Genomic DNA, 15,512 nt, shown 5'->3' on the forward strand with positions numbered 1-15,512 from the left:
AGAAAGCGGGGGAGAAAAATGAGCGTATTAGTTAATAAAGATACAAAAGTTATTGTTCAAGGTATTACAGGTTCTCAAGGTTTATTCCATACAAAACAAATGATTGAATACGGTACGAAAATTGTCGGTGGTGTAACACCAGGTAAGGGCGGCACTGATATTGAAGGTGTACCAGTATTTGATACAGTAGAAGATGCAGTGAAAGCAACAGGCGCAAACGCTTCAGTTGTATACGTTCCACCCGCTTTTGCGGCAGATGCAATTATGGAAGCTGTTGATGCAGAAATTGATTTAGTAGTATGTATTACTGAAGGGATTCCTGTATTAGATATGGTAAACGTAAAGAGATATATGGCGGGTAAACATACACGTTTACTTGGACCAAACTGCCCAGGTGTAATCACACCAGATGAATGTAAGATTGGTATTATGCCAGGATATATTCATAAAAAAGGTCATGTTGGTATCGTATCTCGCTCTGGTACATTAACTTATGAAGCTGTACATCAGTTAACACAAGAAGGTATTGGCCAATCTACTGCTGTAGGTATCGGCGGAGACCCTGTTAACGGTACAGACTTTATTGATGCGTTAAAAGCATTTAATGAAGATGAAGAAACACATGCTGTAATTATGATTGGTGAAATCGGCGGTACAGCAGAAGAAGAGGCAGCTGAATGGGTAAAAGCTAATATGACAAAACCTGTTGTAGGCTTCATTGGTGGTCAAACAGCGCCTGCTGGCAAACGTATGGGCCATGCTGGTGCAATCATTTCTGGCGGTAAAGGAACTGCTGCTGAAAAGATTAAAACAATGGAAGCTTGTGGCATTAAAGTAGCTGAAACTCCAGCAGTTATGGGAGAAACGCTAATCTCTGTTTTAAAAGAAAAAGGTTTATTTGAGACTTGTAAAAACTATTAATCTGTTGAAAGACACCTTCTTACTTGAGGGTGTCTTTTTACACTTTTTTCTGTTTACATAATAAAAATTATGGGTAAGGAGAATCAAGATGAAAAGAGAGAGATTATTACATCTTCATTACTTGCTAGCAGATTATTGGAAAGCGATGGAGAGGCTACTATATGTCGATCCAGAATTAAAGAACATATATAAATTTAACGAAAAACAAATGGAACACTACACTGGAATATCCTCGAAAAAATCTTCAGAACTAGTAAAATTTCTTCAAAGTTCAAATCTTCCGCAATATATATCTTATTTAGAGAGAAATCGTATTTTTTATATAACGATATGGGATGAAGATTATCCGCAATTATTACGTGAAATACAAGACCCTCCCTTCGTTTTATATGGAAAAGGAGAGAAAGATTTCCTGAATAAAGTAAATAAATTAGCAGTTGTTGGAACGAGAGAACCATCATTATATGGTCATGAGAGTTTGAAGTTTATTTTACACCCCTTATTAGAAAGAGAGTGGCTTATTGTCAGTGGGTTTGCAAAAGGGATAGATACAATGTCTCATGAGATTACAGTAAGGCATCATCGCCCGACTATTGCGATATTAGGGCATGGATTGTCTTTTATGTATCCGAAAGAAAATAGACATTTATATGAAATGTGGAAGGAATATATATTGTTATTGACAGAGTATCCGCCGCACTATGCACCGAAAAAATGGTATTTTCCAAAAAGGAACCGGATTATTAGTGGTATAAGTAAAGGTGTTTTAGTTGTAGAAGCGAAATCGAGAAGTGGAACACTTATTACTGCAGACCTTGCGTTAGAGCAAAATAGAGAGGTGTTTGCGCTTCCTGGACCTATATTTATAGAGGGGGCATCGGGAACGAATCATCTTATTCAGCAAGGAGCAAAACTAGTAAGAAATGCAGAAGATATCTTGGAAGAGATTTTAAATTAATCTTATATTTTTATGTTTTTATTAAACAATTATTGACAAATGGTAGATTGGCACTGTATGGTATATTCATTCTTGATTGACAAAAACAAGAGAAATCAATAAGATTAATGAAGACTTGAATCCACCTCTTAAGGAGGCACTAGCATGTCAGATTACCTCGTAATCGTGGAGTCGCCTTCTAAGGCGAAGACCATTGAGAAATATTTAGGGAAAAAATACAAAGTTGTCGCGTCTATGGGACATGTTCGCGATTTGCCAAAAAGTCAAATGGGGATAGAAGTAAAGAACAACTTCACCCCGAAGTATATTACCATTCGTGGTAAAGGTCCCGTCTTAAAAGATTTAAAATCAGCGGCGAAAAAAGCGAAGAAAGTCTATCTCGCGGCCGATCCAGACCGTGAAGGGGAAGCGATTGCTTGGCATTTAGCGAATACGTTAAATGTGGACGTTGAATCAGATTGTCGGGTTGTGTTTAATGAGATTACGAAAGATGCAATCAAAGAATCATTTAAACATCCTCGTGCAATTAATATGGATTTAGTGGATGCACAACAAGCAAGACGTATACTTGATCGTCTTGTTGGTTACAATATTAGTCCTTTATTATGGAAGAAAGTAAAAAAAGGATTAAGTGCAGGACGTGTACAATCTGTAGCAGTTCGTTTAATCATCGAGCGTGAAAGGGAAATTCAAAACTTTGAACCTGAAGAATTCTGGACAATTAAAACAGAATTTGTAAAAGGAAAAGACACATTTGAAGCAAGCTTTTACGGTGTAGATGGTGAAAAAGTTCAATTAACAAATGAAACGCAAGTGAATGAAATAATTGAACAGATGAAAGACAATGCGTTTTCAGTTGAAAATGTAACGCGCAAAGAGCGAAAACGTAATCCTGCATTACCGTTTACAACATCTTCCTTGCAACAAGAAGCAGCACGTAAGTTAAACATGCGAGCAAAGAAAACAATGATGCTTGCACAGCAATTGTATGAAGGGATAGATCTTGGAAAACAAGGAACTGTAGGTCTTATTACGTATATGAGAACTGATTCAACACGTATCTCAGAAACAGCTCAAACAGAGGCTCGTACTTACATCACTGAAGCGTATGGTACGGAATACATAGGAACAGAAAAGAAGAAAGAAACGAAAAAGTCAAATGCACAAGATGCGCATGAGGCAATTCGTCCTACTTCAGTAATGAGAAAGCCAGAGGAACTAAAAAGTTTCTTAGGTCGTGATCAACTTCGATTATATAAATTGATTTGGGAGCGATTTGTTGCAAGTCAAATGGCGTCTGCTATAATGGATACTGTGACAGCGAGACTCATTAATAACAATGTTCAGTTCCGTGCAAGTGGATCGGTTGTAAAGTTCCCAGGATTTATGAAAGTGTATGTAGAGTCAAAAGATGATGGTGCTGAAGAAAAGGATAAGATGTTGCCACCTTTAGAAGTAGGGGAAACTGTATTTTCAAAGGATTTAGAACCAAAGCAACATTTTACACAACCTCCTCCGCGCTATACAGAGGCTCGCCTAGTAAGAACACTTGAAGAACTTGGAATTGGAAGACCGTCAACATATGTACCTACACTTGAAACAATTCAAAAGCGTGGGTATGTAGGTTTGGATAATAAACGCTTCGTTCCGACTGAACTTGGTGAAATAGTAATTGAACTTATTTTAGAGTTTTTCCCAGAAATTATTAACATTGAATTTACTGCCAATATGGAGCAAAGCCTTGATGAAGTAGAAGAAGGAAATGCGAATTGGGTAAAAATTGTTGATGATTTCTACGTAGGTTTTGAACCGCGTTTAGAAAAAGCGGAAAAAGAAATGCGTGAAGTGGAAATTAAAGATGAACCAGCTGGGGAAGATTGTGAATTATGTAATCACCCAATGGTCTTTAAAATGGGTAAATACGGGAAATTTATGGCTTGCTCGAATTTCCCAGATTGTCGTAATACAAAGCCGATTGTGAAAGAAATCGGTGTTACTTGTCCAAAGTGTGATAAGGGTCAAATTATTGAACGCCGTAGTAATAAAAAGAAACGTCTTTTCTATGGGTGCGGTACGTATCCGGAATGCGACTTTGTATCTTGGGATAAGCCAATTGGTCGTAAGTGTCCGAAGTGCGAAGGCATGCTTGTAGAGAAAAAGTTGAAAAAAGGCGTGCAAGTACAATGTATTTCGTGCGATTATGAAGAAGAACAACAAATGTGAGCGTAACTGCTCACATTTTTTTCGGGAAGAAAAGGAAAGGTGATATAAATGACAACACAAGTAGTAAACGTCATTGGCGCAGGTCTTGCAGGAAGTGAAGCGGCTTACCAAATTGCAAAACGTGGTGTCCAAGTTAGATTATATGAAATGAGACCGGTAAGGCAAACGCCAGCTCATCACACAGATAAATTCGCTGAATTAGTATGTAGTAACTCACTTCGTGCAAACACTTTAACAAATGCAGTTGGAGTTATTAAAGAGGAAATGCGCTTAATGGATTCTGTAATTATTCGTGCGGCGGATGAGTGCTCTGTACCAGCTGGAGGTGCTTTAGCTGTAGATCGTCATGAGTTCGCAGCTAAAGTAACAGAATACGTAAAGAACCATCCAAATGTAACTGTAATGAATGAAGAAATTACAGATATTCCAGAGGGACCGACAATTATTGCTACAGGTCCATTAACATCTCCTGATCTTTCTGCAAAATTGAAAGAATTAACAGGAGAAGATTATTTCTACTTCTATGATGCTGCAGCCCCAATCGTAGAAAAAGACAGTATTGACATGAATAAAGTATATTTAAAATCGCGTTATGACAAAGGTGAAGCTGCATATTTAAATTGCCCAATGACAGAAGAAGAGTTTGATCGTTTTTATGAGGCTCTAATTGCTGCTGAGACAGTGCCTTTAAAAGAGTTTGAAAAAGAAATTTTCTTTGAAGGTTGTATGCCAGTAGAAGTTATGGCAAGTAGAGGGAGACAGACGTTAGTATTTGGACCTATGAAACCTGTTGGATTGGAAGATCCAAAAACAGGGAAAACGCCATATGCTGTTGTTCAGTTACGTCAAGATGATGCAGCGGGAACTTTATACAATATCGTAGGTTTCCAAACTCATTTAAAGTGGGGACCGCAAAAAGAAGTGCTACAGTTAATTCCGGGATTGGAAAATGCAGAGATTGTACGTTATGGTGTAATGCATCGTAATACGTTTATTAATTCACCTAATTTGCTTCGTCCAACATATCAATATAAACAACGTGATGATTTATTCTTCGCTGGTCAAATGACTGGAGTAGAGGGATATGTTGAATCAGCAGCATCAGGATTATTAGCAGGAATTAATGCTGCGCGTCTTGTGCAAGGTGAAGAGCCAGTTGTATTACCGCCAGTAACTGCGATGGGTAGCATGGCAAATTACATTACGGCAACGAACGCTAAAAACTTCCAGCCGATGAATGCGAACTTCGGTCTATTTGCACCGTTAGAGAAGAAGATTAAAAAGAAAGCAGAACGAAATGAAGCGTACGCAGCACGCGCTTTAGAAACGATTCGAAATTTTGTAAATATTTAGTTAAATTTCTTGCAAAGGCTACTAAGTTGTGATACGATTTAGTAGCCTTTATTGAGGTGAGTTGTGTGAATGTGAAGAAATTGTTACAATTATTCGTTGGATATTTACAAATTGAAAGAAATTATTCAAAATATACAATTGCAAGTTATCAAAATGATTTAGAACATTTTGTGCAATTTATGGAACGAGAAGGCATATCCTCTTTTTTAGACGTTACATACGCGGATGTTCGTTTGTACTTAACGACGTTGCACGATGAAAAGTTAGCCCGTAAATCTGTCGCAAGAAAAGTATCAAGCTTACGAAGTTTATATCGTTTTTTGATGCGTGAAGGTTATCGAAAGGATAATCCGTTTGCACTTGCGTCACTCCCCAAAAAAGAATTGTCAATCCCAAAGTTTTTATATGCTGAAGAGTTAGAGGAATTATTTGAAGTTTCTGACACGGAAACGCCATTAGGCCAAAGGAATCAAGCTTTATTAGAGTTGATGTATGCGACTGGGATCCGTGTGAGTGAATGTGTCAATTTACAACTTACCGATATTGACTTTGCGGTGGGAACAATTTTAGTAATGGGAAAAGGAAAAAAACAAAGGTATATTCCGTTCGGAAGCTATGCGCAAGATTCTTTAATTACTTATATAGAGAATGGGAGAAAACAGTTAGTTAATAAGACTGACGAAGATTCTCATATGGTATTTTTAAATGCGAAAGGTACACCGCTAACAAGTCGTGGGGTTCGTTATGTTTTAAATGAACTCATTAAAAAGGCTTCGCTGACAATGCGGATAAGTCCCCATATGTTAAGGCATACATTTGCTACACATATGCTAGATGAAGGGGCGGATTTACGTACTGTACAGGAGCTATTAGGCCATGAAAATTTGTCGACGACACAAATTTATACGCATGTCTCTAAAGAAAGATTGCGTTCTGTTTACATGAAGCATCACCCGCGGGCATAAATTGCTTTAAAAGCTATAAAAACAAATAAAGGAGTTTTTTCTATGGGAAATTTCCACGCTACAACGATATTTGCAGTTCATCATAATGGAGAATGTGCAATGGCTGGAGATGGCCAAGTGACAATGGGAAATGCTGTTGTAATGAAACATACAGCTCGTAAAGTTCGTAAACTTTTCCAAGGTAAAGTTTTAGCTGGTTTCGCAGGATCAGTTGCTGACGCATTTACTCTTTTTGAAATGTTTGAAGGGAAATTAGAAGAGTATAATGGCAACTTGCAGCGTGCTGCTGTTGAAATGGCAAAACAATGGCGTGGCGATAAAATGTTACGTCAGCTAGAAGCGATGCTCATTGTCATGGATAAAACAACTATGCTCCTTGTTTCAGGTACAGGAGAAGTGATTGAACCGGATGATGGTATTTTAGCAATTGGATCTGGTGGGAATTATGCACTTTCTGCAGGTCGTGCTTTAAAGCAATATGCAAGTGAACACTTAACAGCGAAGCAAATTGCGAAAGCGAGTTTAGAGATTGCTGGCGATATTTGTGTTTATACGAATCACAACATAATTGTTGAAGAATTGTAGAATCGTAAGGGAGGCATTTTATATGCATTTACATTTTACTCCGCGCCAAATTGTGGAAAAATTAGATCAATACATCATCGGTCAAAAAGACGCAAAGAAAGCGGTTGCTGTAGCGTTGAGAAATCGATATCGCCGCAGTAAATTAGCTGAAAATTTACGTGACGAAATTGCACCTAAAAATATTTTAATGATTGGACCGACAGGTGTTGGGAAAACAGAGGTAGCACGACGAATGGCGAAACTCGTTGGAGCACCTTTTATTAAGGTTGAGGCTACAAAATTCACAGAAGTTGGATATGTAGGTAGAGATGTAGAGTCGATGGTACGTGACTTGGTGGAAACATCGGTTCGTATCGTAAAAGAAGAAATGGTAGTGAAAGTTCAAGATAAAGCAGAAGAGCAAGCGAATCAACGTCTTGTTGAAATTTTAGTGCCGAGTCCGGAGAAGCAATCTGGATTCAAAAATCCATTAGAGATGCTTTTTGGAGGCGCTCAAAATTCGAATCAAACGTCTGATACACAAGAAGATGTTGAAATCGAAAAGAAACGTCAAGATGTAGAGAGAAAGCTTGCTGCAGGGCTTCTTGAAGAAGAAATTGTATCGATTGAAGTGACTGAACAACAGTCTTCCATGTTTGATATGTTACAAGGAACTGGCATGGAACAAATGGGAATGAATTTCCAAGATGCGCTAGGAAGTTTTATGCCGAAAAAAACGAAAAAACGTAAACTTTCTGTAAAAGAAGCAAGAAAACTCTTGACAAATGAAGAGGCACAGCGCTTAATTGATATGGATGAAGTTACACAAGAGGCTGTTTATCGTGCTGAACAGCTCGGGATTATTTTTATCGATGAAATTGACAAAATTGCTGGTAAGCAGTCGAATAGCGTAGATGTATCACGTGAAGGTGTGCAACGTGACATTCTGCCAATTGTAGAAGGGTCGAATGTTGCGACAAAATACGGATCAGTAAAAACGGATTATATTTTATTCGTTGCAGCTGGAGCGTTCCATATGTCTAAACCGTCGGATTTAATTCCGGAATTGCAAGGGAGATTTCCGATTCGAGTAGAATTAACAAAATTATCGACAGACGATTTTGTTAAAATATTAATCGAGCCTGACAATGCGTTAATTAAACAATATATGGCATTATTAGCGACTGAAGGTATAGAAATTGAATTTTCAGACGAAGCTATTCGTAAGATTGCTGAGATTGCTTATCAAGTTAATCAGGATACAGATAATATTGGAGCAAGAAGACTTCATACGATTATGGAGAAGCTCCTTGAAGATTTATCGTTTGAAGCATCTGAAATTACGTTAGAGAAAATAACGATAACACCTCAATACGTTGAGGAGAAATTAGCAACAATTGCTAAAAATAAAGATGTGAGCCAGTTTATTTTGTAATAGTGTCATCAGGTGACTCGCCCTAGTTTCCAAGTGATGAAAAAATATGTGAGTAACATGTAGGAGGAACTTTTGAAATGGAATTATTAGCAAAAACGAGAAAATTAAATGCGTTATTACAGAGCGCAGCAGGGAAGCCTGTAAACTTTAGAGAAATGTCTGACACAATGTGTGAAGTAATCGAAGCAAACGTATTCGTAGTTAGCCGTCGTGGTAAATTACTAGGTTATGCAATTCACCAACAAATCGAAAACGAACGCATGAAGCAAATGCTTGCAGAACGTCAATTCCCAGAAGAATATACACAAAGCTTATTCAACATTACAGAAACATCTTCAAACTTAGATGTGAACAGTGCTTACACAGCATTCCCAGTAGAAAACAGAGAATTATTCGGTCAAGGTTTAACTACAATCGTACCAATCGTTGGTGGCGGTGAGCGTCTAGGTACATTAGTATTAGCTCGTCTTGGTCAAGAGTTCTTAGATGATGATTTAATCCTTGCTGAGTACAGCTCAACTGTTGTAGGTATGGAAATCTTACGTGAAAAAGCAGAAGAAATCGAAGAGGAAGCGCGTAGTAAAGCTGTTGTTCAAATGGCAATCAGCTCATTATCTTACAGTGAGTTAGAAGCAATTGAGCATATCTTCGAAGAATTAAATGGAACAGAAGGTTTACTTGTTGCAAGTAAAATTGCTGATCGCGTAGGAATTACTCGCTCTGTAATCGTAAATGCACTACGTAAATTAGAAAGTGCTGGTGTTATTGAGTCTCGCTCTTTAGGTATGAAAGGAACATACATTAAAGTGCTAAACGACAAGTTTCTACAAGAACTTGCTAAATTAAAAACAAACTAATTTATAAAAAACTCTCCTCAATTGAGGAGAGTTTTTTTGTGCAATGGATAGAAGATGCTTGTGAAAAGTGTCATAAGCGTTTTTTCTGGGAAAACTATTAATTGTATTTACTTTTTTGCTTAAAAGAAAAGAAGGTTGGTAATACTAGAATTCGAGTATGAACAAAGAAAGTTTTACATTGTTCGCATTTTCGACTTGATTGTAATATTTCAGTATGATATAGTAAGCAGTGGTGTCAGTACAAAGTACACACGTTTACTGATTTAAGTGTTGGTGCTACGTTTGTAGTTTCGCTTAGAGATGAAGTAAACGGAGGATATCAAAAACCATTTAGGAGGAACTATATTATGTCAGTAATTTCTATGAAGCAATTGCTTGAAGCTGGTGTTCATTTCGGACATCAAACTCGTCGTTGGAACCCAAAAATGAAGCGTTACATTTTCACAGAGCGTAACGGTATCTACATCATCGACTTACAAAAAACTGTGAAAAAAGTTGAGGAAGCTTACAGAACGATGCGCGACATCGCTGCTGAAGGCGGAGACATCTTATTCGTAGGTACTAAAAAACAAGCACAAGAAGCTATTAAAGAAGAAGCAACTCGTGCTGGTATGTACTTCGTTAACCAACGTTGGTTAGGTGGAACTTTAACAAACTTCCAAACAATCCAAAAGCGTATCAAGCGTCTTAAAGACATCGAAAGAATGCAAGAAGATGGTACTTTCGAAGTACTTCCTAAGAAAGAAGTTGTTCAACTTAAAAAAGAGTTAGAGCGTCTTGAGAAATTCTTAGGCGGTATTAAAGATATGAAAGGTCTTCCAAGTGCATTATTCGTAGTAGACCCTCGTAAAGAGCGTATTGCAGTTGCTGAAGCACGCAAATTACACATTCCAATCATCGGTATCGTTGATACAAACTGTGATCCAGACGAAATCGATCACGTTATCCCAGCAAACGATGACGCAATTCGTGCTGTAAAACTTCTTACATCTAAAATGGCAGACGCGATCCTTGAAGCAAAACAAGGTGAAGAAACTGTTACTGCGTAACAAAGTTGGAAAGGTGATAAGGGGTTCGGCCTTTTATCACCTTTTTTAAGGTATAAACACCTTTATAAAAGGTATAAATACATATTTTAGGAGGATGAAAAGTATGGCAATCACTGCTCAAATGGTAAAAGAATTACGTGAAAAAACTGGCGCAGGTATGATGGACTGCAAAAAAGCTTTAACAGAAACTAACGGCGACATGGAGAAGGCAATTGACTTCTTACGTGAAAAAGGTATTGCGAAAGCTGCTAAAAAAGCAGACCGCATTGCTGCTGAAGGTTTAACTTTCATCGAAACAAACGGTAACGACGCTTTAATCTTAGAATTAAACTCTGAAACTGATTTCGTTGCGAAAAACGAAGGTTTCCAAACACTAATTAAAGAATTAGCTGCTCACTTATTAACTAACAAACCAGCTAACGTTGAAGAAGCTATGGCTCAAACAATGGAAAACGGTAAAAAAGTTGAAGAGCACATCAACGAAGCAATCGCTAAAATTGGTGAAAAACTTACACTTCGTCGTTTCGAAATCGTATCAAAAACTGATGCAGATGCATTCGGCGCTTACCTACACATGGGTGGACGCATTGGTGTATTAACAGTTCTTGAAGGTTCTACTGATGAAGCTGCTGCTAAAGATGTTGCAATGCACATCGCTGCAGTTAACCCTAAATACATCGACCGCGATGCTGTAACAGCTGAAGAAGTTGAGCATGAGCGTCAAGTATTAACACAACAAGCATTAAACGAAGGCAAGCCTGAGAAAATCGTTGCGAAAATGGTTGAAGGCCGTCTAGGCAAATTCTTCGAAGAGATTTGCTTACTTGACCAAGCATTCGTTAAAAACCCTGATATGAAAGTTCGTCAATTCGTTGAGTCTAAAGGCGGAACATTAAAAGGATTCGTTCGCTACGCTGTTGGTGAAGGTATCGAAAAACGCGAAGACAACTTTGCTGAAGAAGTAATGAACCAAGTAAAAGGTAGTAACTAATACAGATTAGGGAACACATTGTGTTCCCTTTTTTAAAATAAAGATGTAAGCAATTGGAGGTTCATTATGAGTAAACCGAAATATAATCGTGTCGTTTTAAAGCTAAGTGGAGAAGCTTTAGCTGGAGAGCAAGGATTTGGAATTAACCCAACTGTTATTAAGTCAGTTGCGGAACAAGTAAAAGAAATTGCAGAACTTGATGTAGAGGTTGCTGTTGTTGTTGGTGGCGGTAACATTTGGCGTGGAAAAATTGGAAGTGAAATGGGCATGGATCGTGCAGGGGCAGATTACATGGGCATGTTAGCGACAGTTATGAATTCATTAGCTCTTCAAGATAGCTTGGAGAATATCGGAATTCAAACTCGTGTACAAACTTCAATTGAGATGCGTCAAGTTGCAGAACCTTACATTCGTCGTAAAGCAGTTCGTCACTTAGAGAAAAAACGTGTTGTTATCTTTGCAGCAGGTACAGGTAACCCATACTTCTCTACAGATACAACAGCAGCATTACGTGCGGCAGAAATTGAAGCAGATGTAATTTTAATGGCGAAAAACAATGTAGATGGTGTATATAATGCGGATCCATCTATTGATCCAACAGCTACAAAATACGAAACGCTTACTTACTTAGATGTATTAAAAGAAGGTTTAGGTGTAATGGATTCTACAGCTTCTTCTCTATGTATGGATAATGATATTCCATTAATTGTATTCTCAGTTATGGAAAAAGGTAATATTAAACGTGCCGTTTTAGGCGAAAATATCGGAACAGTGGTAAGGGGGAAATAAATATGGGACAACAAGTATTGAAGTCTTCAAATGAAAAAATGGAAAAAGCAGTTGCTGCTTATTCTCGTGAATTAGCAACAGTTCGTGCTGGCCGTGCAAACGCGTCTGTATTAGATAAGGTACAAGTTGATTACTACGGTGCACCAACACCAGTTGTGCAATTAGCGAACATTACAGTTCCAGAAGCACGTTTACTAGTAATTCAACCTTATGATAAAACTTCTATCGGTGATATTGAAAAAGCAATTTTAAAAGCAGATTTAGGCTTAAACCCTTCTAATGATGGAACTGTAATTCGTATTGCATTTCCTGCACTAACAGAAGAGCGTCGTCGTGATCTTGTAAAAGTTGTGAAAAAATATGCTGAAGAAGCAAAAGTTGCTGTTCGTAACGTACGTCGTGACGGAAATGATGATCTTAAGAAGCTTGAAAAAGCTGGCGAGATTACAGAAGATGATTTAAGAGGATATACTGAAGATATCCAAAAAGAAACAGATAAATATATTGCAAAAGTTGACGAAATCGCAAAAAACAAAGAAAAAGAAATCATGGAAGTGTAATAGCGATAACTTCGCAAATATGACCCTCTTCTTAAGGGGGTCTTTTTACACTTTTAGGCATACGTCTGCTTGCTGGAGGGTATGAATGATGTTTAAAAACTTTCCTTTTTTTAAAGGTAAAAAGGACACATCGTTTGATCATCTCGTTGAAGAAGTGAAAAAAGGATATATCCCAGAACATATTGCCATCATTATGGATGGGAATGGAAGATGGGCAAAGAGGAGAGCAATGCCTCGTATTGCGGGACATCATGAAGGTATGCAAGTTGTAAAGAAAATTACAAAATTTGCAAGTAAACTTAATGTGAAAGTGTTAACTCTCTATGCTTTTTCAACTGAGAACTGGAAAAGACCGAAAAAGGAAGTTGATTATTTAATGAAGCTTCCAGAAGAATTTCTAGGTACATTTTTACCAGAATTGATTGAAGAAAACGTACAAGTCCGAGTAATAGGGCAAAAAGATCGTCTTCCTACGCATACACGCAGAGCGATGGAGAAAGCCATGGAAGATACGAAAGAGAATACGGGATTAATTCTTAATTTCGCGTTAAACTATGGAAGTCGAGATGAAATCGTTTCTGCTGTGCAACATATGATGAAAGATAATGAGGAAGGAAAAATTCGTTCTGAAGAGGTAAGTGAAGAAATGCTTTCCTCCTACTTAATGACGAGTTCTTTACCTGATCCAGAGTTGTTAATCCGAACAAGCGGAGAGCTACGTATTAGTAATTTCATGTTATGGCAAATTGCATATTCGGAGTTTTGGTTTACAGACGTGTATTGGCCAGACTTCAAAGAAGAACATTTGCTAAATGCGATTACTGACTTTCAACATAGAGGGCGCAGATTCGGAGGCGTGTAGAAAGAGAGGGTTTGGTAGTGAAACAGAGAATTATTACTGGAGTGGTTGCTGCCGCGCTATTCATTCCCATCGTAATATACGGTGGCGTGCCTTTTACGGTTTTAGTGTATGCACTTGCTTCTATAGGTTTATATGAATTAATTCGTATGAATAAGCTTACGCTTATTTCAGTACCGACAGTTTTAGCTGCAGTATTATTGTGGATTCTTTTAATTCCAAGTAGTGCATCAAAACTGTTTACATGGATTGGATTAGGTAAATTGGAAATCACATTTGTGATTGTTTTATTACTTTTATCATATACAGTCCTTTCTAAGAATACATTTACTTTTGATAATGCTTCATTTTTACTGATGGCAACGACATATGTGGCAATGGGATTCTTATATTTAAATGAAACGAGAATATTAGGAATTAAATATGTATTTTGCGCATTATTTGTTATATGGGCTACTGATTCAGGCGCATATTTCGTAGGAAAAGCATTGGGCAAGAGAAAATTGTGGCCAGAAATTAGTCCAAATAAAACGATTGAAGGTTCATTAGGCGGCATCGTTTGTGGAATTATTGTGGCACTTGTTTACAACGTGTTCTTCCCAGTCGAATCGAATGTAGTAATTTTAATTGTGCTGACAATTATCATTTCTATTTTTGGACAAATTGGTGATTTAGTACAATCTGCTTTTAAACGTCATTATGGCGTAAAAGATTCAGGTACAATTTTACCTGGGCATGGTGGTATATTAGACCGAACAGATAGTTGGTTATTCGTTTTACCAATTCTCTACTTCTTATTACAATACAATTAATAAATGAACGAGGGGTTGGAGTCATGAAAAACATTAGTTTATTAGGTGCAAGCGGATCAATTGGTACACAAACTTTAGATGTATTACGCTCGCACCCAGACCAATTCCGTCTCGTTGCTTTTTCTGTAGGGAAAAATATTGACTACGCAGTAAAGGTAATTCAAGAATTTTCTCCGCAAATCGTCTCTGTGCAAAGAGAGGAAGATGTTTTAAAATTACAATCTGTTTCTGGTAATACAAAAATTGTATATGGTAGTGAAGGACTTTTAGAAGTAGCATTACATCCAGATGCGGAGATTGTAGTAAATGCTGTTGTAGGTAGCGTAGGGTTGTTACCAACACTTCGTGCAATTGAGGCGAAAAAAACAATTGGAATTGCAAATAAAGAAACGTTAGTAACTGCAGGACATCTTGTAATGGAAGCAGCACGAAAACATAATGTTTCGTTACTTCCAGTAGATAGTGAACATTCGGCTATTTTTCAGTGCTTGAATGGTGAAAATGAAAAAAGAATTTCTCGTCTTATTATAACGGCTTCTGGTGGAAGTTTCCGTGATAAAACGAGGGATGAATTGCATCATGTGACCGTAGAAGATGCGCTTCGACATCCAAACTGGTCAATGGGTTCGAAAATTACAATTGATTCTGCTACAATGATGAATAAGGGACTAGAAGTAATTGAAGCACATTGGCTTTTTGGTATCCCTTATGAGCAAATCGATGTTGTTTTACATAAAGAAAGTATTATCCATTCTATGGTTGAATTTGAAGATCGTAGTGTAATGGCGCAGCTTGGTTCACCTGATATGCGAGTACCAATTCAATACGCACTTACATATCCTGATAGATTGCCTCTTTCAGACACAAAACAGTTAAACTTATGGGAAATAGGGACGTTGCATTTTGAGAAAATGGACCAAGAACGATTCCGTTGTTTACGTTTTGCGTATGAAGCTGGAAAAGCAGGTGGAAGTATGCCAGCTGTAATGAACGCAGCGAATGAAGTAGCTGTTGAAGCCTTTTTACAAAAGAGAATTGGTTTCTTAACAGTGGAAGATCTCATTGAAAAAGCAATGAACCATCACAATGTCATTGCACGACCGAGCTTAGAGGAAATTTTGGAAATTGATGCGGCCACAAGACGGTTTGTGATGGAACAAATTTAGCAAAGGTGGT

15 protein-coding genes are annotated in these 15,512 nt (G+C 37.7%); all 15 read left to right on the forward strand.

Annotated features, from left to right (window positions below; all coding sequences use genetic code 11):
* The first annotated feature begins 18 nt into the window (after positions 1–18).
* Complete coding sequence (gene sucD, locus ACTFP3_RS15100; RefSeq protein WP_000115178.1) at positions 19–921, forward strand: succinate--CoA ligase subunit alpha; 903 nt, start codon at positions 19–21, stop codon at positions 919–921.
* Positions 922–1,009: 88 nt separating this feature from the next.
* Positions 1,010–1,879: a DNA-processing protein DprA gene (gene dprA, locus ACTFP3_RS15105; RefSeq protein ID WP_000818043.1), complete on the forward strand. Its 870-nt coding sequence runs from the start codon at positions 1,010–1,012 to the stop codon at positions 1,877–1,879.
* Between the two features lie 144 nt (positions 1,880–2,023).
* Positions 2,024–4,102 carry a type I DNA topoisomerase gene (gene topA, locus ACTFP3_RS15110; protein WP_001286963.1) on the forward strand — a complete coding sequence of 693 codons (2,079 nt, stop codon included), beginning with the start codon at positions 2,024–2,026 and terminating at the stop codon, positions 4,100–4,102.
* A 48-nt stretch (positions 4,103–4,150) separates the two neighbouring features.
* On the forward strand, positions 4,151–5,455 hold the full coding sequence (gene trmFO / locus ACTFP3_RS15115; protein ID WP_000213002.1) for an FADH(2)-oxidizing methylenetetrahydrofolate--tRNA-(uracil(54)-C(5))-methyltransferase TrmFO: 1,305 nt from the start codon (positions 4,151–4,153) through the stop codon (positions 5,453–5,455).
* A 65-nt stretch (positions 5,456–5,520) separates the two neighbouring features.
* Positions 5,521–6,420 (forward strand): tyrosine recombinase XerC, encoded by a 900-nt coding sequence (gene xerC / locus ACTFP3_RS15120; RefSeq protein WP_001101243.1) that lies wholly within the window; start codon positions 5,521–5,523, stop codon positions 6,418–6,420.
* Positions 6,421–6,462: 42 nt separating this feature from the next.
* On the forward strand, positions 6,463–7,005 hold the full coding sequence (gene hslV / locus ACTFP3_RS15125; RefSeq protein ID WP_000526272.1) for an ATP-dependent protease proteolytic subunit HslV: 543 nt from the start codon (positions 6,463–6,465) through the stop codon (positions 7,003–7,005).
* A gap of 22 nt (positions 7,006–7,027) precedes the next feature.
* Positions 7,028–8,419 carry an ATP-dependent protease ATPase subunit HslU gene (gene hslU / locus ACTFP3_RS15130; protein WP_000550078.1) on the forward strand — a complete coding sequence of 464 codons (1,392 nt, stop codon included), beginning with the start codon at positions 7,028–7,030 and terminating at the stop codon, positions 8,417–8,419.
* A 77-nt stretch (positions 8,420–8,496) separates the two neighbouring features.
* Positions 8,497–9,276 carry a GTP-sensing pleiotropic transcriptional regulator CodY gene (codY, locus tag ACTFP3_RS15135; protein ID WP_000421290.1) on the forward strand — a complete coding sequence of 260 codons (780 nt, stop codon included), beginning with the start codon at positions 8,497–8,499 and terminating at the stop codon, positions 9,274–9,276.
* Positions 9,277–9,623: 347 nt separating this feature from the next.
* Positions 9,624–10,325 (forward strand): 30S ribosomal protein S2, encoded by a 702-nt coding sequence (gene rpsB / locus ACTFP3_RS15140; RefSeq protein ID WP_000111485.1) that lies wholly within the window; start codon positions 9,624–9,626, stop codon positions 10,323–10,325.
* Between the two features lie 103 nt (positions 10,326–10,428).
* Entirely contained in the window at positions 10,429–11,316 is an 888-nt protein-coding gene (gene tsf / locus ACTFP3_RS15145; protein ID WP_001018578.1) for a translation elongation factor Ts, read from the forward strand.
* A 66-nt stretch (positions 11,317–11,382) separates the two neighbouring features.
* Positions 11,383–12,105, forward strand: coding sequence for a UMP kinase (gene pyrH, locus ACTFP3_RS15150; RefSeq protein WP_000042668.1), 723 nt, complete (start codon positions 11,383–11,385; stop codon positions 12,103–12,105).
* A 2-nt stretch (positions 12,106–12,107) separates the two neighbouring features.
* Positions 12,108–12,665, forward strand: coding sequence for a ribosome recycling factor (gene frr / locus ACTFP3_RS15155; RefSeq protein WP_000531501.1), 558 nt, complete (start codon positions 12,108–12,110; stop codon positions 12,663–12,665).
* A gap of 85 nt (positions 12,666–12,750) precedes the next feature.
* Positions 12,751–13,527, forward strand: a complete 777-nt coding sequence (gene uppS, locus ACTFP3_RS15160; protein ID WP_000971296.1) for an isoprenyl transferase — start codon at positions 12,751–12,753, stop codon at positions 13,525–13,527.
* 17 nt (positions 13,528–13,544) lie between these two features.
* Positions 13,545–14,336 carry a phosphatidate cytidylyltransferase gene (cdsA, locus tag ACTFP3_RS15165; protein ID WP_000813594.1) on the forward strand — a complete coding sequence of 264 codons (792 nt, stop codon included), beginning with the start codon at positions 13,545–13,547 and terminating at the stop codon, positions 14,334–14,336.
* A gap of 23 nt (positions 14,337–14,359) precedes the next feature.
* Positions 14,360–15,502 carry a 1-deoxy-D-xylulose-5-phosphate reductoisomerase gene (gene dxr, locus ACTFP3_RS15170; protein ID WP_000790373.1) on the forward strand — a complete coding sequence of 381 codons (1,143 nt, stop codon included), beginning with the start codon at positions 14,360–14,362 and terminating at the stop codon, positions 15,500–15,502.
* The last annotated feature ends 10 nt before the right edge of the window (positions 15,503–15,512 follow it).

Source organism: Bacillus cereus group sp. MYBK5-2 (genome assembly GCF_051915685.1).
In the GTDB taxonomy this organism is placed as follows: Bacteria; Bacillota; Bacilli; order Bacillales; family Bacillaceae_G; genus Bacillus_A; species Bacillus_A cereus.

What these genes read in the sequence shown, in the direction of transcription:
- rpsB (WP_000111485.1), top strand. Translation starts at nt 9,624, where the DNA reads ATGTCAGTAATTTCTATGAAGCAATTGCTTGAAGCTGGTGTTCATTTC.
- topA (WP_001286963.1), top strand. Translation starts at nt 2,024, where the DNA reads ATGTCAGATTACCTCGTAATCGTGGAGTCGCCTTCTAAGGCGAAGACC.
- dprA (WP_000818043.1), top strand. Translation starts at nt 1,010, where the DNA reads ATGAAAAGAGAGAGATTATTACATCTTCATTACTTGCTAGCAGATTAT.
- hslU (WP_000550078.1), top strand. Translation starts at nt 7,028, where the DNA reads ATGCATTTACATTTTACTCCGCGCCAAATTGTGGAAAAATTAGATCAA.
- tsf (WP_001018578.1), top strand. Translation starts at nt 10,429, where the DNA reads ATGGCAATCACTGCTCAAATGGTAAAAGAATTACGTGAAAAAACTGGC.
- codY (WP_000421290.1), top strand. Translation starts at nt 8,497, where the DNA reads ATGGAATTATTAGCAAAAACGAGAAAATTAAATGCGTTATTACAGAGC.
- frr (WP_000531501.1), top strand. Translation starts at nt 12,108, where the DNA reads ATGGGACAACAAGTATTGAAGTCTTCAAATGAAAAAATGGAAAAAGCA.
- pyrH (WP_000042668.1), top strand. Translation starts at nt 11,383, where the DNA reads ATGAGTAAACCGAAATATAATCGTGTCGTTTTAAAGCTAAGTGGAGAA.
- dxr (WP_000790373.1), top strand. Translation starts at nt 14,360, where the DNA reads ATGAAAAACATTAGTTTATTAGGTGCAAGCGGATCAATTGGTACACAA.
- uppS (WP_000971296.1), top strand. Translation starts at nt 12,751, where the DNA reads ATGATGTTTAAAAACTTTCCTTTTTTTAAAGGTAAAAAGGACACATCG.
- trmFO (WP_000213002.1), top strand. Translation starts at nt 4,151, where the DNA reads ATGACAACACAAGTAGTAAACGTCATTGGCGCAGGTCTTGCAGGAAGT.
- hslV (WP_000526272.1), top strand. Translation starts at nt 6,463, where the DNA reads ATGGGAAATTTCCACGCTACAACGATATTTGCAGTTCATCATAATGGA.
- sucD (WP_000115178.1), top strand. Translation starts at nt 19, where the DNA reads ATGAGCGTATTAGTTAATAAAGATACAAAAGTTATTGTTCAAGGTATT.